The sequence below is a fragment of the Neisseria brasiliensis genome (assembly GCF_009671065.1).
Taxonomy (GTDB): Bacteria; Pseudomonadota; Gammaproteobacteria; order Burkholderiales; family Neisseriaceae; genus Neisseria; species Neisseria brasiliensis.
Window position 1 is genome coordinate 1,264,168 of record NZ_CP046027.1, and the last position, 21,965, is coordinate 1,286,132.

33 protein-coding genes and 1 tRNA gene are annotated in these 21,965 nt (G+C 45.6%); 32 read left to right on the plus strand and 2 right to left on the minus strand.

Going from position 1 to position 21,965, the window contains the following annotated elements:
- The 25 genes from rplB (at position 1) to rplQ (ending at position 11,846) form a co-directional block, all read left to right on the plus strand.
- On the plus strand, positions 1-834 hold the full coding sequence (gene rplB, locus GJV52_RS06455; RefSeq protein ID WP_095502529.1) for a 50S ribosomal protein L2: 834 nt from the start codon (positions 1-3) through the stop codon (positions 832-834).
- A 5-nt stretch (positions 835-839) separates the two neighbouring features.
- The gene (gene rpsS / locus GJV52_RS06460) at positions 840-1,118 is read left to right on the plus strand and encodes a 30S ribosomal protein S19 (RefSeq protein WP_002215422.1); all 279 of its coding nucleotides are present in this window, start codon (positions 840-842) and stop codon (positions 1,116-1,118) included.
- A gap of 8 nt (positions 1,119-1,126) precedes the next feature.
- Entirely contained in the window at positions 1,127-1,456 is a 330-nt protein-coding gene (rplV, locus tag GJV52_RS06465; RefSeq protein ID WP_003675877.1) for a 50S ribosomal protein L22, read from the plus strand.
- Between the two features lie 9 nt (positions 1,457-1,465).
- Positions 1,466-2,161, plus strand: a complete 696-nt coding sequence (gene rpsC / locus GJV52_RS06470) for a 30S ribosomal protein S3 (protein WP_095502530.1) — start codon at positions 1,466-1,468, stop codon at positions 2,159-2,161.
- On the plus strand, positions 2,145-2,561 hold the full coding sequence (gene rplP, locus GJV52_RS06475) for a 50S ribosomal protein L16 (protein ID WP_095502531.1): 417 nt from the start codon (positions 2,145-2,147) through the stop codon (positions 2,559-2,561). Before rpsC ends, rplP begins: the two co-directional genes overlap by 17 nt.
- The gene (gene rpmC, locus GJV52_RS06480; RefSeq protein ID WP_019272314.1) at positions 2,561-2,752 is read left to right on the plus strand and encodes a 50S ribosomal protein L29; all 192 of its coding nucleotides are present in this window, start codon (positions 2,561-2,563) and stop codon (positions 2,750-2,752) included. Before rplP ends, rpmC begins: the two co-directional genes overlap by 1 nt.
- Positions 2,752-3,015, plus strand: a complete 264-nt coding sequence (gene rpsQ / locus GJV52_RS06485; protein WP_095502532.1) for a 30S ribosomal protein S17 — start codon at positions 2,752-2,754, stop codon at positions 3,013-3,015. The genes rpmC and rpsQ overlap by 1 nt, the downstream gene beginning before the upstream one ends.
- A 224-nt stretch (positions 3,016-3,239) precedes the next feature.
- Complete coding sequence (rplN, locus tag GJV52_RS06490) at positions 3,240-3,608, plus strand: 50S ribosomal protein L14 (protein ID WP_002215434.1); 369 nt, start codon at positions 3,240-3,242, stop codon at positions 3,606-3,608.
- 12 nt (positions 3,609-3,620) lie between these two features.
- Positions 3,621-3,944 carry a 50S ribosomal protein L24 gene (gene rplX / locus GJV52_RS06495; protein WP_095502533.1) on the plus strand — a complete coding sequence of 108 codons (324 nt, stop codon included), beginning with the start codon at positions 3,621-3,623 and terminating at the stop codon, positions 3,942-3,944.
- A gap of 9 nt (positions 3,945-3,953) precedes the next feature.
- Positions 3,954-4,493, plus strand: coding sequence for a 50S ribosomal protein L5 (gene rplE, locus GJV52_RS06500; protein WP_095502534.1), 540 nt, complete (start codon positions 3,954-3,956; stop codon positions 4,491-4,493).
- Positions 4,494-4,495: 2 nt separating this feature from the next.
- Positions 4,496-4,801, plus strand: coding sequence for a 30S ribosomal protein S14 (gene rpsN / locus GJV52_RS06505; protein ID WP_095502535.1), 306 nt, complete (start codon positions 4,496-4,498; stop codon positions 4,799-4,801).
- 14 nt (positions 4,802-4,815) lie between these two features.
- Positions 4,816-5,208, plus strand: coding sequence for a 30S ribosomal protein S8 (gene rpsH, locus GJV52_RS06510; RefSeq protein WP_066077332.1), 393 nt, complete (start codon positions 4,816-4,818; stop codon positions 5,206-5,208).
- A 13-nt stretch (positions 5,209-5,221) separates the two neighbouring features.
- Positions 5,222-5,755 (plus strand): 50S ribosomal protein L6, encoded by a 534-nt coding sequence (gene rplF, locus GJV52_RS06515; protein ID WP_095502536.1) that lies wholly within the window; start codon positions 5,222-5,224, stop codon positions 5,753-5,755.
- A gap of 13 nt (positions 5,756-5,768) precedes the next feature.
- Positions 5,769-6,122: a 50S ribosomal protein L18 gene (rplR, locus tag GJV52_RS06520; RefSeq protein WP_095502537.1), complete on the plus strand. Its 354-nt coding sequence runs from the start codon at positions 5,769-5,771 to the stop codon at positions 6,120-6,122.
- A 17-nt stretch (positions 6,123-6,139) separates the two neighbouring features.
- Positions 6,140-6,658 (plus strand): 30S ribosomal protein S5, encoded by a 519-nt coding sequence (gene rpsE, locus GJV52_RS06525; RefSeq protein WP_095502538.1) that lies wholly within the window; start codon positions 6,140-6,142, stop codon positions 6,656-6,658.
- Positions 6,651-6,836, plus strand: a complete 186-nt coding sequence (gene rpmD, locus GJV52_RS06530; RefSeq protein ID WP_003684808.1) for a 50S ribosomal protein L30 — start codon at positions 6,651-6,653, stop codon at positions 6,834-6,836. The genes rpsE and rpmD overlap by 8 nt, the downstream gene beginning before the upstream one ends.
- A gap of 1 nt (position 6,837) precedes the next feature.
- Positions 6,838-7,272, plus strand: coding sequence for a 50S ribosomal protein L15 (gene rplO, locus GJV52_RS06535; protein ID WP_095502539.1), 435 nt, complete (start codon positions 6,838-6,840; stop codon positions 7,270-7,272).
- 13 nt (positions 7,273-7,285) lie between these two features.
- Positions 7,286-8,596, plus strand: a complete 1,311-nt coding sequence (gene secY / locus GJV52_RS06540) for a preprotein translocase subunit SecY (RefSeq protein ID WP_095502540.1) — start codon at positions 7,286-7,288, stop codon at positions 8,594-8,596.
- Between the two features lie 4 nt (positions 8,597-8,600).
- On the plus strand, positions 8,601-8,819 hold the full coding sequence (infA, locus tag GJV52_RS06545; RefSeq protein WP_003684714.1) for a translation initiation factor IF-1: 219 nt from the start codon (positions 8,601-8,603) through the stop codon (positions 8,817-8,819).
- Between the two features lie 19 nt (positions 8,820-8,838).
- Positions 8,839-8,952 (plus strand): 50S ribosomal protein L36, encoded by a 114-nt coding sequence (gene rpmJ, locus GJV52_RS06550; protein WP_003697674.1) that lies wholly within the window; start codon positions 8,839-8,841, stop codon positions 8,950-8,952.
- A gap of 65 nt (positions 8,953-9,017) precedes the next feature.
- Positions 9,018-9,380, plus strand: a complete 363-nt coding sequence (gene rpsM, locus GJV52_RS06555; protein WP_095502541.1) for a 30S ribosomal protein S13 — start codon at positions 9,018-9,020, stop codon at positions 9,378-9,380.
- A gap of 19 nt (positions 9,381-9,399) precedes the next feature.
- Positions 9,400-9,795, plus strand: a complete 396-nt coding sequence (gene rpsK, locus GJV52_RS06560) for a 30S ribosomal protein S11 (protein WP_002216249.1) — start codon at positions 9,400-9,402, stop codon at positions 9,793-9,795.
- Between the two features lie 19 nt (positions 9,796-9,814).
- Complete coding sequence (gene rpsD / locus GJV52_RS06565) at positions 9,815-10,435, plus strand: 30S ribosomal protein S4 (RefSeq protein WP_095502542.1); 621 nt, start codon at positions 9,815-9,817, stop codon at positions 10,433-10,435.
- 25 nt (positions 10,436-10,460) lie between these two features.
- On the plus strand, positions 10,461-11,447 hold the full coding sequence (locus tag GJV52_RS06570; protein WP_100563637.1) for a DNA-directed RNA polymerase subunit alpha: 987 nt from the start codon (positions 10,461-10,463) through the stop codon (positions 11,445-11,447).
- Between the two features lie 24 nt (positions 11,448-11,471).
- Positions 11,472-11,846, plus strand: coding sequence for a 50S ribosomal protein L17 (gene rplQ / locus GJV52_RS06575; RefSeq protein ID WP_095502544.1), 375 nt, complete (start codon positions 11,472-11,474; stop codon positions 11,844-11,846).
- 236 nt (positions 11,847-12,082) lie between these two features.
- Here rplQ and GJV52_RS06580 read toward each other — a convergent pair whose 3' ends face one another.
- A complete protein-coding gene (locus tag GJV52_RS06580) occupies positions 12,083-12,964 on the minus strand; it encodes an NUDIX hydrolase (RefSeq protein WP_095502545.1) in 882 nt (293 codons plus the stop codon).
- A gap of 192 nt (positions 12,965-13,156) precedes the next feature.
- On the opposite strand from GJV52_RS06580, the gene nadD reads away from it, so the two are divergent.
- The 6 genes from nadD (at position 13,157) to GJV52_RS06605 (ending at position 17,254) form a co-directional block, all read left to right on the plus strand.
- Positions 13,157-13,765, plus strand: a complete 609-nt coding sequence (gene nadD / locus GJV52_RS06585) for a nicotinate-nucleotide adenylyltransferase (RefSeq protein WP_095502546.1) — start codon at positions 13,157-13,159, stop codon at positions 13,763-13,765.
- A 126-nt stretch (positions 13,766-13,891) separates the two neighbouring features.
- The gene (rsfS, locus tag GJV52_RS06590) at positions 13,892-14,278 is read left to right on the plus strand and encodes a ribosome silencing factor (protein ID WP_095502547.1); all 387 of its coding nucleotides are present in this window, start codon (positions 13,892-13,894) and stop codon (positions 14,276-14,278) included.
- A gap of 88 nt (positions 14,279-14,366) precedes the next feature.
- Positions 14,367-14,837 carry a 23S rRNA (pseudouridine(1915)-N(3))-methyltransferase RlmH gene (gene rlmH / locus GJV52_RS06595; RefSeq protein ID WP_100563638.1) on the plus strand — a complete coding sequence of 157 codons (471 nt, stop codon included), beginning with the start codon at positions 14,367-14,369 and terminating at the stop codon, positions 14,835-14,837.
- A 168-nt stretch (positions 14,838-15,005) separates the two neighbouring features.
- Positions 15,006-15,515: a c-type cytochrome gene (locus GJV52_RS06600; RefSeq protein WP_100563640.1), complete on the plus strand. Its 510-nt coding sequence runs from the start codon at positions 15,006-15,008 to the stop codon at positions 15,513-15,515.
- Between the two features lie 627 nt (positions 15,516-16,142).
- Positions 16,143-16,346, plus strand: coding sequence for a hypothetical protein (locus GJV52_RS13240; protein ID WP_229439494.1), 204 nt, complete (start codon positions 16,143-16,145; stop codon positions 16,344-16,346).
- Positions 16,319-17,254 carry a porin gene (locus tag GJV52_RS06605; RefSeq protein ID WP_229439512.1) on the plus strand — a complete coding sequence of 312 codons (936 nt, stop codon included), beginning with the start codon at positions 16,319-16,321 and terminating at the stop codon, positions 17,252-17,254. Before GJV52_RS13240 ends, GJV52_RS06605 begins: the two co-directional genes overlap by 28 nt.
- 149 nt (positions 17,255-17,403) lie before the next feature.
- Here the strand turns inward: GJV52_RS06605 and GJV52_RS06610 are convergent.
- A tRNA-Met gene (locus GJV52_RS06610) sits at positions 17,404-17,480 on the minus strand.
- Between the two features lie 211 nt (positions 17,481-17,691).
- Between GJV52_RS06610 and hrpA the strand changes: the two genes are divergently transcribed.
- The gene (hrpA, locus tag GJV52_RS06615) at positions 17,692-21,933 is read left to right on the plus strand and encodes an ATP-dependent RNA helicase HrpA (protein WP_154212878.1); all 4,242 of its coding nucleotides are present in this window, start codon (positions 17,692-17,694) and stop codon (positions 21,931-21,933) included.
- The last annotated feature ends 32 nt before the right edge of the window (positions 21,934-21,965 follow it).

Genomic DNA, 21,965 nt, shown 5'->3' on the forward strand with positions numbered 1-21,965 from the left:
ATGGCAATCGTTAAAATGAAGCCAACTTCTGCAGGTCGTCGCGGCATGGTTCGCGTAGTTGCAGAAGGCTTGCACAAAGGTGCGCCTTATGCGCCTTTGTTGGAAAAGAAACATTCTACTGCCGGTCGTAACCACAATGGTCACATCACCACCCGTCATAAAGGTGGCGGCCATAAACAACACTACCGTGTAGTTGACTTTAAACGTAATAAAGACGGTATCCCTGCAAAAGTAGAGCGTATTGAGTACGATCCTAACCGTACTGCTTTTATCGCTTTGTTGTGCTATGCAGACGGTGAGCGTCGTTACATCATTGCTCCGCGCGGCATTCAAGCGGGTGCGGTACTGGTTTCTGGTGCGGAAGCTGCGATTAAAATTGGTAATACTTTACCAATCCGCAACATCCCTGTCGGTACCACTATTCACTGTATCGAAATGAAGCCGGGTAAAGGTGCGCAAATTGCACGTTCTGCCGGCGCTTCTGCCGTATTGTTGGCAAAAGAAGGTGTATACGCTCAAGTACGTTTGCGTTCAGGTGAGGTGCGTAAAATCCACGTTGACTGCCGTGCTACTATCGGCGAAGTGGGTAACGAAGAGCAAAGCCTGAAAAAAATCGGTAAAGCCGGTGCCAATCGCTGGCGCGGTATCCGTCCTACTGTCCGCGGTGTTGTGATGAACCCTGTTGATCACCCTCACGGTGGTGGTGAAGGCCGTACTGGTGAAGCGCGCGAACCAGTTAGCCCATGGGGTACTCCTGCCAAGGGTTACCGTACTCGTAATAACAAACGCACGGATAATATGATTGTTCGTCGTCGTTACTCAAATAAAGGTTAATTAATATGGCTCGTTCATTGAAAAAAGGCCCATATGTAGACCTGCATTTGCTGAAAAAAGTAGATGCTGCTCGTGCAAGCAACGACAAGCGCCCAATTAAAACTTGGTCGCGCCGTTCTACCATTTTGCCTGATTTTATCGGTTTGACTATTGCTGTACACAATGGCCGTACTCACGTGCCTGTATTCATCAGCGATAACATGGTCGGTCACAAATTAGGTGAGTTCTCATTGACCCGTACCTTTAAAGGCCATTTGGCTGATAAAAAGGCTAAAAAGAAATAAGGTGAATCATGAGAGTAAATGCACAACATAAAAATGCCCGTATTTCAGCTCAAAAAGCTCGCTTGGTAGCTGATTTGATCCGTGGTAAAGACGTTGCCCAAGCTTTGAATATCTTGACTTTCAGCCCTAAAAAAGGTGCGGAGTTGATTAAAAAAGTTTTGGAATCAGCTATTGCGAATGCCGAACACAATAATGGTGCGGACATTGATGAGCTGAAAGTGGTAACCATCTTCGTTGACAAAGGCCCAAGCTTGAAACGGTTCCAAGCTCGTGCAAAAGGTCGCGGTAACCGCATTGAAAAACAAACTTGTCATATTAATGTGACAGTGGGCAACTAAGGAAAAGCTATGGGACAAAAGATTAACCCTACAGGCTTTCGCCTGGCGGTAACTAAAGACTGGTCTTCAAAATGGTTTGCTAAAAGCAACGAGTTTGCGACTGTACTGAAACAAGATATCGATGTTCGTAATTACCTGCGTGCCCGTTTGGCAAATGCCTCTGTAGGTCGCGTAGTTATTGAGCGTCCTGCTAAATCTGCACGTATTACCATTCACTCGGCTCGTCCAGGTGTGGTAATCGGTAAAAAAGGTGAGGACATCGAAATCTTGAAACGTGATTTGCAAGCCTTGATGGGTGTGCCTGTTCACGTGAATATCGAAGAAATCCGTAAACCTGAATTGGACGCACAAATCATTGCAGACAGTATTGCTCAGCAATTGGAAAAACGTGTTCAATTCCGCCGTGCAATGAAACGTTCTATGCAAAACGCGATGCGTGCTGGTGCTAAAGGCATCAAAATCATGACTTCTGGCCGTCTGAATGGTGCAGACATCGCACGTAGCGAATGGTACCGTGAAGGCCGTGTGCCTTTGCATACTTTGCGTGCAAACGTTGATTATGCGACTAGTGAAGCCAACACTACTTATGGCGTGTTAGGTCTGAAAGTTTGGGTTTACACTGAAGGCAACGATAAAGCTGCCGCAAAACCTGAGCAAGAGAAGAAACAAAGAAAGGCAGGTGGTCGTCATGCTGCAGCCAACTAGACTGAAATACCGTAAACAGCACAAAGGCCGTAACACCGGTATCGCTACTCGCGGTAACAAAGTAAGTTTCGGCGAATTTGGTTTGAAAGCAGTAGGTCGTGGCCGTTTAACTGCTCGTCAAATCGAAGCTGCACGTCGTACGATGACTCGTCACATTAAACGTGGCGGTCGTATTTGGATTCGTGTATTCCCTGACAAACCGATTACTGAAAAACCTATTCAAGTTCGTATGGGTGGCGGTAAAGGTAATGTTGAATATTACGTTGCTGAAATCAAACCAGGCAAAGTTTTGTATGAAATGGATGGCGTACCAGAAGCATTAGCTCGTGAAGCTTTTGAATTGGCTGCGGCAAAATTGCCTATTCCTACAACCTTTGTAGTAAGACAGGTAGGTCAATAATGAAAGCAAATGAATTGAAAGACAAATCTGTTGAGCAATTGAATGCTGATTTGCTTGACTTGTTGAAAGCACAATTTGGTTTGCGTATGCAAAATGCCACTGGTCAGTTGGGTAAACCAAGTGAATTAAAACGTGTGCGTCGCGATATTGCTCGTATTAAAACCATTTTAACTGAAAAAGGTGCTAAGTAATGAGCGTAGAAAAAAATGTTCGTACTTTGCAAGGCAAAGTGGTAAGCGACAAAATGGATAAAACCGTAACCGTATTGGTTGAACGTAAAGTGAAACATCCTTTGTACGGTAAGATTATTCGTTTGTCTTCCAAAGTTCATGCTCATGATGAAAACAATGAGTATGGCATTGGTGACATCGTGGTAATCGCGGAATCTCGTCCATTGTCAAAAACCAAATCTTGGGTTGTTAAAGAGCTGGTTGAGAAGGCGCGTACTGTTTAATTTTTGATACAGTAATGCACTTATAAGAAACGAAGTCTTGCAGCAAATCTAATTTGCGTGTAAACTTCGTTTCTTATCTTTCAGTTTCTTCTGAAAGTTTCTTCCCGTCGGGATCCAAGACTGGTTTACTAGAACCGCGAAGGTTTCATGTGATAGTAACTTAACACTAAGTTATGAGTCAGATGAAAAAGGTAAATTAAGTTGGTTAATTTAAAGGTAATAACATGATTCAAATGCAGACCATCTTAGATGTGGCTGATAACTCTGGTGCACGTCGCGTTATGTGCATCAAAGTATTGGGCGGATCTAAGCGTCGCTATGCTTCGGTTGGCGATATTATTAAAGTTGCAGTTAAAGATGCTGCACCTCGTGGCCGTGTTAAAAAAGGTGATGTATACAATGCAGTGGTTGTTCGTACTGCTAAAGGTGTTCGTCGTCCGGATGGCGCGTTGATTAAGTTTGATAACAATGCAGCTGTGTTGTTAAATAATAAACTTGAGCCTCTAGGTACCCGTATTTTTGGTCCAGTTACTCGTGAATTGCGTACTGAACGTTTCATGAAAATTGTTTCATTGGCACCTGAAGTTTTATAAGGAAAAGAAGCGATGAACAAAATTATTAAAGGCGATAAAGTAGTCGTTATTGCTGGTAAAGATAAAGGTAAACAAGGTCAAGTAGCTCGCATCTTGGGTGATAAAATTGTTGTTGAAGGTGTAAACGTAGTTAAACGCCATCAAAAACCAAATCCTATGCGTGGTGTTGAAGGTGGCATTATCGCTAAGGAAATGCCTCTGGCAATTTCAAATGTTGCGATTTTAAATCCTGAAACCAATAAAGCTGATCGTGTTGGTATTAAATTGATTGAGAGCGAAGGTAAAGTTAAGCGCGTTCGTTTCTTTAAATCTAATGGCTCTATCATCGGAGCATAAGGAGATATCATGGCTCGTTTGAGAGAGTATTATAAAGATACGGTAGTGCCTGAGTTGGTAAAACAGTTCGGTTACAAATCCATTATGGAAGTTCCTCGTATTGAGAAAATTACCTTGAATATGGGTGTTGGCGAAGCTGTTGCTGACAAAAAAGTAATGGAGCACGCTGTATCAGATTTGGAAAAAATTGCTGGTCAAAAACCGGTAGTAACTGTTGCACGTAAGTCTATTGCAGGCTTTAAAATTCGTGATAACTACCCTGTAGGTTGTAAAGTAACTTTGCGTCGCGATCAAATGTTTGAATTCTTGGATCGTTTGGTTACTATCGCATTGCCTCGTGTACGTGACTTCCGTGGTGTGAATGGAAAGTCTTTTGACGGTCGCGGCAATTACAATATGGGTGTACGTGAGCAAATCATTTTCCCGGAAATTGAATACGATAAAATTGATGCTTTGCGTGGTTTGAATATTACCATTACGACTACTGCCAAAACTGATGAAGAAGCGAAAGCTTTGTTATCTTTATTTAAATTTCCGTTCAAAGGTTAAACATGGCTAAGAAAGCACTTATTAATCGCGAGCTGAAACGTCAAGCTCTAGCGAAAAAATATGCAGCTAAGCGTGAAGAAATTTTTGCTGTTATCAATGATTCAAATGCTACTGACGAAGAGCGTTTTGAAGCTCGTTTGAAATTCCAAGCAATTCCGCGCAATGCAGCACCTGTACGCCAACGTCGCCGTTGTGCATTGACAGGTCGTCCTCGTGGCACTTTCCGTAAATTCGGTTTGGGTCGTATTAAAATCCGTGAAATCGCTATGCGTGGCGAAATTCCGGGTGTTGTAAAAGCTAGCTGGTAATAGGAGTATTAATAATGAGTATGCATGATCCTATTTCCGATATGTTGACTCGTATCCGCAATGCGCAACGTGCTAATAAAGTAGCAGTTGCCATGCCTTCTTCAAAATTAAAATGCGCAATTGCAAAAGTTTTGAAAGAAGAAGGTTATATCGAGGACTTTGCAGTTTCTGCTGATGCAAAACCAGTATTGGAAATTCAACTGAAATACTATGCAGGTCGCCCTGTTATTGAGCAAATTAAACGTGTTTCACGTCCTGGTTTGCGTATTTATAAAGCTTCTAGCGAGATTCCAAGTGTCATGAATGGCTTGGGTGTTGCTATCGTAAGTACTTCTAAAGGTGTAATGACTGATCGTAAAGCACGCTCTGAGGGTGTGGGTGGTGAGTTGTTGTGCATCGTTGCCTAGTGGAGAATTATAAATGTCACGCGTAGCTAAAAATCCAGTGACTGTTCCTGCTGGTGTAGAAGTAAAATTTGGAACAGACGCATTGGTTGTTAAAGGTAAAAATGGCGAATTGTCATTTCCTTTGAATTCTGATGTTGATATTAAATTAGAAGACGGTGTGTTAACTTTTGCTGCAGCAAACAATACCAAACAGGCAAATGCAATGTCTGGTACTGTTCGTGCCTTGGTTAACAACATGGTTAAAGGTGTTTCTGAAGGTTTTGAGAAAAAACTTCAATTAATTGGTGTGGGTTATCGTGCTCAAGCTCAAGGCAAAACTTTGAATTTGTCTTTGGGTTTTTCTCATCCAATCGTTTACGAAATGCCTGAAGGTGTTTCTGTTCAAACTCCTAGTCAAACTGAAATCGTTCTGACTGGTGCGGATAAACAAACTGTTGGTCAAGTTGCTGCTGAAATTCGCGCATTCCGTTCCCCTGAGCCTTACAAAGGTAAAGGTGTACGTTATGTAGGTGAAGTAGTGGTGATGAAAGAAGCCAAGAAAAAATAATTGAGGTTCACTAATGAATAAACATGCAACCCGACTCCGTCGTGCACGCAAAACCCGTGCCCGTATCGCGGACTTGAAAATGGTAAGATTATGCGTGTTCCGCACCAATAATCATATTTATGCTCAAGTAATTAGTGCTGAAGGTGATAAAGTATTGGCTCAAGCCTCTACCTTGGAATCTGAGGTACGTAGTAGCTTAAAATCAGGCAGCAATGTTGAAGCAGCTGCATTGATTGGCAAACGTATTGCAGAAAAAGCAAAAGCAGCAGGTGTAGAAAAAGTTGCTTTTGACCGTTCTGGTTTCCAATATCACGGCCGTGTAAAAGCATTAGCTGAAGCTGCTCGTGAAAATGGTTTAAGCTTCTAATATTTGGAGACTTTCAGATGGCAAAACATGAAATTGAAGAACGCGGTGACGGCTTAATCGAAAAAATGGTTGCCGTAAACCGTGTAACAAAAGTCGTTAAGGGTGGCCGCATTATGGCTTTCTCTGCGCTGACTGTAGTAGGTGATGGCGATGGTCGCATCGGTATGGGTAAAGGCAAATCTAAAGAAGTGCCTGTAGCCGTTCAAAAAGCAATGGATCAAGCTCGTCGCTCTATGATTAAAGTACCTTTGAAAAATGGTACTATTCATCATGAAGTAATTGGTCGTCATGGTGCTACCCGTGTATTTATGCAACCTGCAAAAGAAGGTAGTGGTGTAAAAGCTGGTGGTCCAATGCGTTTAGTATTCGATGCAATGGGCATTCACAACATCTCTGCTAAAGTACATGGTTCTACCAACCCTTACAACATTGTACGCGCTACATTAGACGGCTTATCAAAATTGTACACTCCTGCTGATATTGCTGCTAAACGTGGTTTGACAGTAGAAGATATTTTAGGAGCTGGTCATGACTGAGCAGAAAAAAATCAAAGTTACTTTGGTTAAAAGTTTGATTGGTACTATTGAATCTCACCGCGCTTGTGCGCGTGGCTTAGGCTTACGTCGTCGTGAGCATACCGTTGAGGTTTTGGATACCCCTGAAAACCGTGGTATGATTAATAAAATCAGCTACTTGTTGAAAGTGGAGTCTTAATATGTTTTTGAATACTATCCAACCAGCTGAAGGTGCAACCCATTCAGCACGCCGTGTTGGTCGCGGTATTGGTAGTGGTTTAGGTAAAACCGGTGGTCGTGGCCATAAAGGCCAAAAAAGCCGCTCCGGTGGCTTTCATAAAGTAGGCTTTGAAGGCGGTCAAATGCCTTTGCAACGTCGTTTGCCTAAGCGCGGCTTTAAATCTTTGACTGCTTCAGCAAATGCAGAAGTACGTTTAAGTGAGTTGGCCTTGGTTGCGGTATCAGAAATTGACTTGTTGGTATTGAAACAAGCGGGTCTGGTTCCTGCAAATGCTACTAATGTAAAAGTAATTGCTTCTGGTGAAGTTTCAAAAGCTGTGACTTTAAAAGGCATTAAAGCAACTAAAGGCGCACGAGCAGCAATTGAAGCTGCTGGTGGTAAAGTTGAAGAATAAGGCTTAAATTACAGTGGCTAGTCAACAATCTTCCTCAGGTTTATCTAAATTTGGAGACTTGAAAAAGCGTCTATTGTTCTTAATCGGGGCATTGGTCGTTTTCCGTATTGGTGCTCATATTCCAGTGCCGGGTGTAGATGCTGTTGCATTAGCTAAGTTATACGAAAGCGCTGGAAACGGTATTCTGGGAATGTTAAATATGTTCTCAGGAGGTTCGTTAGAGCGCTTTAGTATATTTGCAATCGGTATTATGCCGTATATTTCGGCTTCGATTATTGTACAGCTTGCTTCAGAAATTCTTCCTTCCTTGAAGGCGTTGAAAAAAGAAGGAGAAGCTGGGCGTAAAATCATTACGAAATACACGCGGTATGGCACTGTGTTGCTGGCTATTCTGCAAAGTTTTGGTGTAGCAACCTTCGTTTTTCAACAAGGTATTGTCGTTGCAAATCAGTTAGAATTTTATATCTCAACAGTCGTGTGTTTGGTTACCGGTACCATGTTCTTAATGTGGTTGGGTGAGCAAATTACTGAAAGAGGTATCGGCAATGGTATTTCATTGATTATTACTGCGGGTATTGCCGCCGGTATTCCGGCAGGGCTTCTCCAGCTCTGGACATTAACCAGTCAAGGTGCGATGAGTATGTTGATGGCAGTGTCTATTGTAATCGGTGCACTACTGCTGATTTATATTGTGGTTTACTTTGAAAGTGCACAACGTAAAATTCCTGTTCATTATGCCAAAAGACAATTTGGTCATGTTGGACAAGGTCAAAATACGCACATGCCTTTCAAATTAAATATGGCTGGGGTTATTCCGCCAATTTTTGCTTCCAGTATTATTTTGTTCCCTTCTACCTTATTAAGTTGGTTTGGTTCAAACAATACGGACAGTATGTTGCACAAAGTTGCCGCCATGCTCCAACATGGCCAACCGCTTTATATTCTGATATTTGCAGCAACGATTATTTTCTTCTGTTATTTTTATACGGCATTGGTATTCAGTCCGAAAGAAATGGCGGAGAATTTGAAAAAGAGTGGGGCTTTTGTACCAGGTATTCGCCCAGGTGATCAAACCTCTAGATACTTAGAGAAGGTAGTATTGCATTTAACCCTTTTTGGTGCTTTATACATTACCATCATCTGTTTGATTCCTGAATTCTTAACGACTGCATTAAATGTACCTTTCTATTTGGGCGGTACTTCGCTATTAATTTTAGTTGTGGTAACGATGGATTTTAGTACGCAAATTAATTCCTATCGTATGACCCAGCAATATGAAAGCCTAATGAATCGTCCCGATATGAAATCATTATCACGTAAGTAAGACTATGGCTAAAGAAGATACCATACAAATGCAAGGCGAAATTCTTGAAACTTTGCCGAATGCAACATTCAAAGTTAAACTCGAGAACGACCATGTGGTTTTAGGTCATATTTCTGGAAAAATGCGTATGCACTACATCCGAATTTCTCCGGGTGATAAAGTAACCGTTGAGTTAACGCCTTATGATTTAACCCGTGCTCGTATCGTATTCAGAGCAAGATAGACTGTATAAAGGAAAAAAAATGCGTGTACAACCTTCTGTAAAGAAAATTTGCCGTAACTGCAAAATTATTCGTCGTAATCGCGTAGTTCGTGTGATTTGTACTGATCCACGTCACAAACAACGTCAAGGTTAAGAGTTTATTTCTCTTAATTTGATTTTGTGGTATAGTGACACACTTTGCCCTAAAAGGAAAAAAATATGGCTCGTATTGCAGGGGTGAATATCCCTAATAATGCCCATATCGTTATTGGCTTACAAGCTATTTACGGTATTGGTGCGACTCGTGCTAAATTGATTTGCGAGGCTGCAAATATTGCTCCTACCGTAAAAGCAAAAGATTTGGACGAGGCTCAATTGGACGCTTTGCGTGAACAAGTTGCTAAATATGAAGTTGAAGGTGACTTGCGCCGTGAAGTAACGATGAGCATCAAACGATTGATGGATATGGGCTGCTATCGCGGCTTCCGTCATCGTCGTGGCTTACCTTGTCGCGGTCAACGCACTCGCACAAATGCACGTACCCGTAAAGGTCCGCGCAAAGCGATTGCCGGTAAGAAATAATTTTTAAGGAAATTGATTAATGGCTAAAGCAAACACAGCTTCGCGTGTACGTAAAAAAGTACGTAAAACCGTAAGCGAAGGTATTGTGCATGTTCATGCATCTTTTAACAATACCATCATTACAATCACTGACCGTCAAGGCAATGCATTGTCTTGGGCTACCTCTGGCGGCGCTGGTTTTAAAGGTTCACGTAAAAGTACACCATTTGCAGCTCAAGTAGCTGCAGAAGCAGCTGGTAAAGTTGCCCAAGAGTATGGCGTTAAAAATTTAGAAGTTCGCATTAAAGGCCCGGGTCCAGGTCGCGAATCTTCTGTACGTGCGCTCAACGCTCTTGGTTTCAAGATTACCAGCATTACTGACGTTACCCCGTTGCCTCATAACGGTTGCCGTCCACCTAAAAAACGTCGTATTTAATATTGGAGTGATTTGAAACATGGCACGTTATATTGGCCCTAAATGTAAATTAGCACGCCGTGAAGGTACAGATCTGTTTTTGAAGAGTGCACGTCGCTCTTTAGAGTCAAAATGTAAAATGGATTCTGCGCCAGGTCAACACGGTGCTAAAAAACCACGTTTGTCAGACTATGGTCTGCAATTGCGTGAAAAACAAAAAATCCGTCGTATTTACGGCGTATTAGAACGTCAATTCCGTCGTTATTTTGCAGAAGCTTCACGCCGTAAAGGTTCTACTGGTGAATTGTTACTGCAATTGCTGGAATCTCGTTTAGACAACGTTGTATATCGCATGGGCTTCGGCTCTACCCGTGCAGAAGCTCGTCAATTGGTTTCTCACAAAGCGATTACCGTTAACGGACAAGTTGTGAATATCCCTTCTTTCCAAGTTAAAGCCGGTGATGTTGTAGCTATCCGCGAGAAAGCTAAAAAACAAGTACGTATCCAAGAAGCTTTGAGCTTGGCAACTCAAATTGGTTTGCCTAGCTGGGTTTCAGTTGATGCAGATAAATTGGAAGGTGTATTCAAAAATATGCCGGATCGCTCAGAATTGACTGGCGATATTAATGAACAGCTGGTGGTAGAGTTCTACTCTAAATAATGCTAGCTCAGTGAGGGACAGTTAAATGCAAAATAGCACAACCGAATTTTTGAAACCTCGTCAAATTGATGTAGATACTTTGTCTACTACACGTGCAAAAGTTTCAATGCAGCCGTTTGAACGTGGTTTTGGTCACACTTTAGGTAATGCTTTGCGTCGTATCTTACTGTCATCCATGAATGGTTTTGCACCAACTGAAGTGGCTATTACCGGTGTGTTGCATGAATATTCTACCGTTGATGGTGTTCAAGAAGATGTCGTAGACATTTTGTTGAACATCAAAGGTATCGTATTTAAGTTGCACGGTCGTAGCCAAGTTCAGTTGACTTTGAAAAAATCAGGTGCCGGTGCAGTTTTGGCCGGGGATATCGAATTACCACACGATGTGGAAATTTTGAACCCAGAGCACGTGATTTGCCACTTGTCTAATAACGGTCAAGTAGAAATGGAAATCAAAGTCGAGCAAGGCCGTGGTTATCAATCTGTTTCAGGTCGTCGCGTTGTTCGTGATGAAAACAAACAGATTGGTGCGATTCAGTTGGATGCGAGTTTTTCGCCCATCAGCCGTGTTAGCTTTGAAGTTGAACCTGCACGCGTAGAGCAACGTACCGACTTGGATAAATTGGTTTTGGATATCGAAACTGATGGTTCTATTGATCCGGAAGAAGCCGTACGCAGTGCCGCACGTATTTTAATTGACCAAATGTCTATCTTTGCTGACTTGCAAGGTACGCCGGTTGAAGAGGTTGAAGAAAAAGCTCCTCCAATCGATCCTATCTTGTTGCGCCCGGTAGATGATTTGGAATTAACTGTACGTTCAGCTAATTGTCTGAAAGCTGAAGATATTTATTATATTGGCGATTTGATTCAACGTACTGAAACCGAGCTTCTCAAAACTCCGAATTTGGGTCGTAAATCTTTGAATGAAATCAAAGAGGTGTTGGCCTCTAAAGGTCTGACATTAGGTTCAAAATTAGAAGCTTGGCCGCCTGTAGGCTTAGAAAAGCCGTAAGTTTGAAGATTAAAGGATAATGACATGCGTCATCGTAATGGTAACCGCAAATTAAACCGTACCAGCAGCCACCGTGCTGCGATGCTGCGCAATATGGCAAATTCTTTGTTGACTCACGAAACTATCGTGACCACTTTGCCTAAAGCAAAAGAATTACGCCGCGTGGTAGAGCCCTTGATTACTTTGGGTAAAAAACCTTCTTTGGCAAACCGTCGTTTGGCATTTGACCGCACTCGCGATCGCGATGTAGTGGTTAAATTGTTTGACGAATTGGGTCCACGTTTCGCTGCTCGTAATGGCGGCTATGTTCGTGTACTGAAATACGGTTTCCGTAAAGGTGACAATGCGCCTTTGGCGTTGGTAGAGTTGGTTGATAAAGCAGCTGAAACAGCTGAATAATCGACATAAAATTGAAAACACCATCTATTTAAATCAATAGATGGTGTTTTTCTTTGAAATACTGTTTGAGCTATTTGATACTGAATCTGCTTTGCAATATTTTTCAGACGGCCTAAGCGCATCTCGCTTTTAGCATCGTTGGTAGGCAAGTTTTCAAATATCGCATGCCACAATATGTGCCAGAGATATAGAACTGACAAAAAATCTCGCTCTGGTTCTGGTATATAATACTGCCATTACCCACTGGTTTTAATTGATTTAAGCCATTTTGATAAATCATGTTGCGGGTCAAGCAAACCATGGCGCTCAAACGCATCTAAAATCACCAGTTGCGCATCGCTCATCATCACATCGCTCAGCATCGCTTCTATAATCTCATTAATCTTCATCAATTCAAATCCGGCCACTTCGCCATCTTGATTTTCAGGAGTTACATTGCCGGATAATACAGCGTCGAAGATATAGAGAATTTCATTATGTAGACCGCGGGAAACAGGGCGCAGACTGTGTAACTGATTCTGCAGTCTGAGATGTTGTAGATGATGCGGCGATAATCCTGCTTCTTCTTCACTCTCACGCAGCATGGTTGCTGTAATGTCTTCACCACAGGATACCCCGCCGCCGACCAAATTATCCAGTTTGTTCGGATCGACCGCTTTATGTTCACTTCTGCGGCCAATCCATAGTTGCCATTCGCCGTCTTGAAAGGTGAAACCATTTAAATGCACTGCTTTACTCATCAGGCCTAGAGGGCGGAATGCGGCACGTTCCAGCGGGAATAAGACATTTTCGTGATGGCAAACATCAAAACGCTCATCACGCCAGCCATGCAATATGCCCAGTTGCTTCCAGTCATGCGCCATGTGTTGAAGTGCATCACCCAAGCTCAGCCAACTATCTGCACGCAAGTGCAGGCCGTCTGAACGCATTTCCCATTCGCCTTGCCAATCTTTTTCAATTTGCGCTTGCCATTGCGCATTCAGACGGCCTAAGGCTAAACCGTTCAGCCATAAAGTCTGCCATGAGCCATGCAAACCATAATTCACTTGCGCCCATTGCCACAATTTATCTTGGATTGTCTTATCTAAAATATGAGGAAATTGAGGAACTGCAGACATATTGTTTCACCTTATTATCATTTGTGTTTCAGATTGTAACGCGTTTATCCCGATTTGCAACTGCCGCATGCCCAATCGTGTTCTATGCCAATACACGGCAATGGTGCAAACCATGTTAATATTGGGGCAACATTCAGACGGCCTATTTAATCATCGGCCGCATACTTTTAACTTGATTTCATTTGGTAGCACATGAAAAACATCGGACTTTTCGGCGGCACGTTTGATCCCATCCACAACGGTCATCTGCACATTGCGCAAGCATTTGCTGAAGAACTCGGGTTGGATACCGTCATTTTTTTACCAGCAGGCGATCCTTACCACAAACCGCAAAATACGCAAACGCCGGCCAAACACCGTTTCATCATGACAGAATTGGCCCTTGCCGAAGAGCCGCGTTTTGCGCTGAGTGATTGCGATATGGTGCGTGAAGGGGCGACTTATACCTTCGATACCGTACAGATTTTCCGCCAGCAATTTCCAGCAGCGAAACTTTGGTGGTTATTGGGCAGCGACAGTTTGATGAAACTGCATACTTGGAAAAAATGGCAAACCTTGTTGCAGCAGGTCAACATTGCAGTGGCTATGCGCGAAGGCGACAGCTTGAACCAAGCACCGCGGGAACTACACGCATGGTTGGGCGAAGCTTTGCAAAACGGCAGCGTGCGCATTTTGCAGGCGCCTTTGTACAACATCAGTTCCACGCAAATTCGCACGGCATTAGAAAATCAAAGCCTTTCAGACGGCCTCATTCCATCCTCAGTCGCGCGTTATATCCAGCAACACGGTTTATACCGCTAATCAGAAATATCATGATTCAACCCATAGGCCGTCTGAACAGATTCCTTGATAAAATACTGCAAAAAATAGCTTAAATTCAGCCAGATAAGCTATAATGCCGTCTGAAAAACGTAACTTAGGAATAAAATGAACGAACAAGAATTACTCGACTTGCAAAAAATGGTCGAAATCGCAGTAAACGCGTTGGAAGACGTGAAAGCCAAAGACATTTCCGTGTTGGAAACCCAAGAAAAAACCTCGCTGTTTGCCCGCATGATTGTGGCGACCGGCGATAGTACCCGCCAAGTCAAAGCCTTGGCCAACAATGTGGCGGTTGATTTGAAAGAAGCCGGCTTCGAAATCTTGAGCCAAGAAGGCGATACCGGCGAATGGACGTTGGTAGATGCCGGTGATCTGGTGGTACACGTTATGCTGCCGGCAGTGCGCGATTATTACGACATCGATACCCTGTGGGGCGGTGAAAAACCCGCTTTTGAAGTCGGTATGCAAAAACCTTGGCATGCGGCCGATTAAGCTTTAACCCAATTTAATGGTGAATCAGGCCGTCTGAAAACGCTTTCAGACGGCCTGTGTTTTCTTATAGATATAGATAGATACCGAAATGAACATTACCGTTTTAGCTGTTGGCACCAAAATGCCCAAATGGGTCGATGAAGCCGTGAATGAATACGCCAAACGCTTTGGCCGTGAAGTGAATTACACCTTAAAAGAAATCAAACCCGAGAAACGGGGCGCCGGCGTCAATGCCGCGCAGGGAATGGCCGCGGAAGAAAAACGCATACTTGAAGCCATTCCGCAGGGCGCGTTTCTGGTGGTATTGGATGAGCGTGGTAAGGCGCCAACTTCGGTTGAATTAGCGGAACTCCTTAAAACATGGCAGCAAAACGGTGAACATGTCTGCTTTGTGATTGGTGGGGCCGACGGCATGACCGATTATCTCAAGCAGCAAGCCCGTTTGATGATGCGTTTATCCAGCCTGACCATGCCCCACGGCATGGTGCGCGTATTGCTGACCGAGCAGCTTTACCGCGCCGTTTCCATCTTAAATAATCATCCTTATCATCGTGAATAAAGGCTGATTTTTGCGCCAAAAGCACAGGCTGTCTGTATTTCAGACGGTCTTTTGATTTGGAAGATTGTGTTAACAAATATAAAACTATATCAATCGCTTGATTTTGAAAATATTTCTGATACATTTCCATTACAAAGCAAATAAATAAAACCCAAAAGGAACACAATCATGAATAAAACTTTATTGACAATGGGCACGCTGGCGGCATTGCTGTTGAGCGCGTGCGGCGGCCAAAACGACACCAAACCTGCTGAATCAGCACCGGCACCTGCCGCGACTTCGGAAGCACCTACGGGCAGTGCGAAAGCGGCGGTTGAAGAGCGCGAGCGCCTGATGGATGTCTTTAAAGAATCTGCCGGCACCATGGGCAAAATGATTAAGGGCGAAACCGCTTACGATGCTGCGGCATTCCAAGCGGCTGCCGATACTTTGGCGGAAAATGCCGATAAACCTTGGGTGCACTACACCGAAGAGAGCGCGAAAGAAGAATCCGGTGCCAAACCTGAAGTGTGGAGCAAGCCGGATCAATTTAAGCAAGAGGCTGACAAATTCATCGCGGCTGCTGCTGCTTTGAAAACGGCTGCTGCCGAAGGCAACTTGGATGCAGTGAAAAGACCGTTTGGCGATGTAGGTCAAAGCTGTAAATCTTGCCACGATTCTTTCCGTGTAGACGACTAATCGCTTAAAAACCACACAAAAGGAGACCTTTGCAAAACCCTAGATTTGAGTACAGTTCAAAGTTGTAGCAGCGCAGAAAGCGCAGACATATCATCAAGATAGGCAAGCTTTCGAGCAGCGCACAACGAAGAAATGTGCCAAAGATAGGGATTTTGCAAAGGTCTCAAAAGGCCGTCTGAAACAGAGTATCAAGCTGTTTCAGACGGCCTTTTTGTATGTGCAGCATCGTGTATCATGATGATGAAAATAAGACGCTGCTAATCAAAGATATGTGTATCATGATGATTTTTAATCACTTTAAAGGCCATCTGAATATCTAAAGCAAAACTGGTTGAATGGGATTGGATTTGATTTCTATGTTGATGAATTAGGTTTGCTGTTGAGTGTTAAAAATTTCATTATTTATGGTGGTTTTCTATGCTTGAAATTCATTTATAATCATTTGAAATTTAATAGGGCGATCGGTTTTAGTGTTTGAATAAAGCCGTTTAAATTGCCCTTTAAATTATATCTATATGATTTAAATAGGTAAAAATAAGTTTTATTTTATCAATTAGCTTTATATAATCCTTGATTATCCAAGCTTTTGGATAAACAAAATAAAAAATGAAATTAAGAGGAGCCACCATGAAAAAAAGTATCATCACCATCGCTTTGTTGGGTTTGGCCGGCCATGCCGCTGCCGATGTCACCTTATACGGCGAAATCCGCAACAGCATCTCTGTTGAAAGCGTTAAAATCAAAGGCAGCAACGGCGTGACCGAAAAGGCACCGGCACCACCATCAATGACCACTTATCCCGCATCGGTTTCAAAGGCAGCGAGAAGCTGAGCGAAGACACCAAATTGATTTGGCAGATGGAGCAACGCGTTTCGACCGTCAGCCAATACGACGGCTGGGGTACGCGCGATTCGTTTATCGGCTTGGAAGGTGATTTCGGTAAAATCCGCGCCGGTTACCTGAGCAACCAATACAATGAAATGGTTGATTTGGACAAATGGATTTTCAACCGCGGCAGCGCCTTGGGCTTGAGCAGCTACAACCGTGAAGGCAAACGTGTGGTATCCGCACGCTACGACTCGCCGGTGTTTAACGGTTTCCAAGGCATCGTGCAATATGCGCCGCGCGACAACAAAAATCCGGGCGACCGTTACACTCACCAAGAAGCCGCACAAGATGAGTTGATGCTTGGCCTGAAATACAAGAGCGATAAAGCCTTTGCCAAATCGGCCTACAGCCATAAGAAAAACAACTATGCCGACGGCAATGGTAAGTTGAAAGACGGCTATATCGCCCGCATCGATGGCGGCCTGTATTTGGGTAATTTGGAAATCGGCGCCGGTGTGCAACATGCCAAAGGCAATGAAAGCGGCAATAAATACTTGAGCCTGTTGACCGGTAATCAAAAAACATTCGACGGCCAAGGCTTGTTTGCCGATAAAACCGAAGCCGTGAAAGTGACCGATGCCGCCATCGCCTTAACCTACCGTGCAGGCAACTGGCAGCCGCAATTGGTTTACGCGCATGGCTGGGCGGCAAAAGGCGTCAACAGCAAAGATATTTTGGTGGATAAATACGACCAAGTCGTGATTGGCGGCGATTACCACATGAGCAAGCGCACATCGATTCGCGGACAAGCCGGTTATCTGGTGATGGGGGATAAAACCCGTTTGAACGCGACCACTACCGGTAAAGTCGAGCATGGCGGTGCGCAAATCGCATTGCACCATAAATTCTGATTGGTTTTCATGATGTTATAAAAAATGCCGTCTGAAAATCGGGAATATAGATTTTCAGACGGCCTTTTGCTGGTGTTTCCAAGAAGGTAGTCAGTTTGATATAGGCAACAAAAAATCCCTTAGCTTTCACTAAGGGATTTTTTAAAATTTGGTTGCGGGAGCAGGATTCGAACCTACGACCTTCGGGTTATGAGCCCGACGAGCTACCATGCTGCTCCATCCCGCGTCTGAAGTTGTAACTATACGAGAATAGGGCATAGGTGTCAAGCGTTTTTGCGAAAAAATATTTCAAGCCTTATTCGTGGCCATGATTTTCTTTAAACAGGCCGTCTGAAAAGCTGAAGCAAGTCACTTGGTTTGTTGGCGCTTTTCTGCTTTTTCAGACGGCCTTTGCTATAATTAGGCTTTATTTTTCTATGATATAAGCCGAACGCTACATGTCTCAAGCCACGTTTCAACCTGATTTGTCTCAAACCCTTTCTAAAGACCGCCATTTCCTGCGCCAAGCCTTGAATAACCCGAAGCGTTTTGGCGGTAAAGAGGTGGTGCAGCAAAAATACCAACAATCGCACCAGCGTTTTCTCAAGCGACAAGCCAAGCTGCCGAAGCCTGAATATGCGGGCAATCTGCCGGTGCATGAGCGTTTGGACGACATCAAAACCGCGATTCAAAACCATCAGGTCACCATCATTTGTGGCGAAACCGGTTCGGGTAAAACCACGCAGTTGCCTAAAATTTGTTTGGAGCTCGGCCGCGGCACGGCAGGCTTAATCGGCCATACCCAGCCGCGCCGTTTGGCTGCGCGTTCGGTGGCGGAGCGCATTGCTGAAGAATTGGGCAGCCCGATTGGCGAAACCGTCGGCTACAAAGTGCGTTTCAACGACAACACTTCGCGTGATGCCTATGTGAAGCTGATGACCGACGGTATTTTGCTGGCCGAAACGCAAACCGACCGCTTTCTCACCGCCTACGACACCATCATCATCGACGAAGCGCACGAGCGCAGTCTGAACATTGATTTCCTGCTCGGCTATCTCAAGCAACTGTTGCCGCGCCGCCCTGATTTGAAAGTCATCATCACTTCGGCCACGATTGATGCCGAGCGTTTTTCTAAGCATTTCAACGGCGCGCCGGTGCTGGAAGTAAGCGGCCGCACGTTTCCTGTGGAAATTCTGTATCGCCCGCTGCATCAAGCTGATGAAGACGAAGCTGAAATCGAGCTGACCGAGGCCATTGTCGATGCCGCCGATGAATTGGCGCGATACGGCGAAGGCGATATTTTGGTGTTTTTGCCGGGTGAACGCGAAATCCGCGAGGCCGCCGAAGCCTTGCGCAAATCACCGTTGCGCCGCAATGACGAAATCCTGCCGTTGTTTGCGCGTTTGTCCAACGCCGAGCAGCACAAAATTTTTCACCCGTCGGGCAGCAAGCGCCGCATCGTGTTGGCAACCAACGTGGCCGAAACTTCGCTCACCGTGCCGGGCATTAAATATGTCATCGATACCGGTTTGGCGCGGGTGAAACGCTATTCTGCGCGCGCCAAAGTCGAGCAGCTGCATGTGGAAAAAATCTCGCAAGCGGCGGCACGCCAACGTTCCGGACGATGCGGCCGTGTATCGGCTGGTGTGGCCGTGCGCCTGTATTCGGAAGAAGACTTCAACCAACGCACCGCGTTTACCGACCCCGAAATCATCCGTAGCAATCTGGCGGCGGTGATTTTGCGCATGGCCGCGTTGAAGCTGGGCGATGTGGCCGCGTTTCCGTTTCTCGAAGCGCCGGATCAGCGCTATATCAACGATGGTTTTCAGGTGTTGCTGGAGCTGGGTGCCGTCAATGAGCAAAATGAGCTGACCAAACTTGGCGAACAAATGGCGCGGCTGCCCATCGACCCGAAAATCAGCCGCATGTTGCTGGCGGCAAAAAAACACGATTGCGTGCAGGAAATGCTGGTGATTGTGTCGGCTTTGTCGATTCAAGATCCGCGCGAACGCCCTTTGGAAGCGCGTGATGCGGCGGCCAAGGCGCACGAGCGTTTTACCGACAAGCAATCCGATTTTCTGGCGTATCTGAATATTTGGGACAGCTTCCAGCGCGAGCGCGACAAAGGCTTATCCAACAAGCAGTTGGTGCAATGGTGTCGCCAATATTTTCTGTCGCACCTGCGTATGCGCGAGTGGCGTGAGTTGCACAAGCAACTGGCCGAAATCGCCATTGAAATGGGTCTAACCGATAAAGAACGTGCGTTCAGACGGCCTCCTGTACAAACGCATTTAAGGCCGTATGCGACCGAAGGAAGTCCCCGTGGGAAAAACAAAGCTGACCAAGATTTATCGGCGCAATTCAAACAAAAACAATTAGACAAAAAAGACCATCGCGCCAAAATCCGCGCGGCCAAAGAAGCCGGCTACGAGCAAATCCACCGCGCCTTGCTCACCGGCCTGATTGCCAATGTCGGCATGAAATCGCCCGACGGCCACGATTACACCGGCGCACGCGGCAGCCATTTTCATCTGTTCCCCGCTTCGGCTTTGTTCAAAAGCAAACCGAAATGGGTGATGGCTGCCGAGCTAACCGAAACCACACGTCTGTATGCGCGCGATGTGGCCGAAATCAAGCCGGAATGGATTGAACAGGAAGCGCCGCATTTGGTGCGCTACCATTATTTCGAGCCGCATTGGGAGCAAAAGCGCGGCGAAGTGGTGGCCAGCGAACGCGTGACCTTGTATGGCCTGACCGTCTTGCCACGCCGCCCGATTGCCTATGGCAAAGTCGCCCCCGAAGAAGCGCGTGAGATTTTTATTCGCGGCGCATTGGTAGCGCAGGAGACCGATTTAAAGGCGGATTTTTTCATTCACAACAAAAAACTGATTCGCGAAGTGACCGAGTTGGAACACAAATCGCGCAAGCAGGATGTGTTGGTGGATGATGAAGTGTTGTTTGAGTTTTACAACCAGCGTTTGCCTGAAATGTATGTGCCGTCTGAAAAATCATCATTGCCAAACGCGGCAACGGTGGGTTCACACCCACCCTACCCAAGGCCGTCTGAAAAAGAAGTAGGCCGGATACTTGTATCCGACAAAAAAACAGGCGAACCCAATAAATCAGAAGTAGGTCGGATACTCGTATCCGACAAAAATTCAGACAAGCCCAACAAGTCGGATACGAGTATCCGACCTACACGGCCAGAAAAGCCTAAACCGCTGGCAGACATCCGCACCTTCCAAGCATGGCTTAAAACCGCTGAAGCCACTGAACCCAAGCTACTGTTTCTCAGTCGCGACGACTTGATGCAGCACGCCGCGGCACATATTACCGAAGAGCAGTTCCCCAAATTCTGGAAAACCGCCGACGGCAAATTCAAGCTGGCATACCGCTTCGAGCCGAACCATCCGCTTGACGGCGTCACCATGACCGTGCCACTGACCGTGCTCAACCGCCTTAACGCAGCCGAACTGGAATGGCTGGTGCCGGGTATGTTGCGCGAAAAATTGCAGCTGCTGATTAAAGCCCTGCCGAAACAAATCCGCCGCGTGTGCGTGCCGGTGCCGGAGTTTGTCACCAAGTTTTTAGAAAACGAACCAAACCGCAGCGAGCCGATTATTCCGCAGCTTGCCCACTTTATCGCCAAAACCGCCGGCGATATGCGCATTCTCGAGCAAATCAATCTGGACGAATGGGCATTACACGCGTTGCCGGATTTCAATTATTTCAACTTGCGCGTGGTGGATGACGGCGGCCAAGAGTTGGCCAACGGCCGCAAGCTGCACGAATTGCAACAGCAACTCGGCCAAGCGGCGGCGGTAACGTTCCGCGACAATACCCAAGAATTCGAGCGCGACGATGTCAAAACGTGGGACATCGGCAAGCTGCCCGAATCCATCAAATTCGCCCGCGGCAAGCAGCAGCTCACCGGCTATCTCGGTTTGCAAAAAGAGAAAAACGGCAACATCGCCCTGCGCCTGTTCGACACCGCCGAAGCCGCCGAACAAGCGCATCGCCAAGGCGTGATTGAATTGATGAAGCTGCAATTAAAAGAGCATGTGAAAGACCTGAATAAAGGCTTACCAAGCTTCACCCAAGCCGCCATGCTGCTGCGCCACATCAATGCCGATACCTTGCGCGAAGACCTCACCCAAGCCGTGTGCGACCGTGCCTTTATCGGCGATGATGATTTGCCGCGCGATGAAAAAGCGTTTAAAGAACAAATCAAACGCGCCCGCAGCCGCCTGCCTGCGGTAAAAGAAGCCGTCAGCCGCTACCTGCAGGAAGTGGCCGCTGCCTATGCCGAACTCAACAGCAAACTGGGCAAACATCCATTGAGCCATCTGCTGCGCCAACGCACCAACGCCTTGCTGGCCGAAGGCTTCGCCAGCCGCACCCCATGGCAGCAATGGCCGCGCCTGCCGATTTATCTCAAAGCCATGACCTTGCGAATGGACAAATACGGCAGCAATCCCGCACGCGACCAAGCGCGTGAAGCCGAGATTCAAGACTTAGAGCAAATGTGGCAGGATAAAGTCGATACCTTGATTAAACAGGGCTTGCCCGTGTCGTCTGAAATCGATGCGTTTAAATGGATGATTGAAGAATTGCGGGTGTCGCTGTTTGCACAAGAATTGAAAACGCCGCATCCCGTTTCTGTGAAACGCCTGTTGAAAGAATGGGCGCAATGGGCCTGACACCAAAGGCATGATTAAAGCCGCTCCGAGAT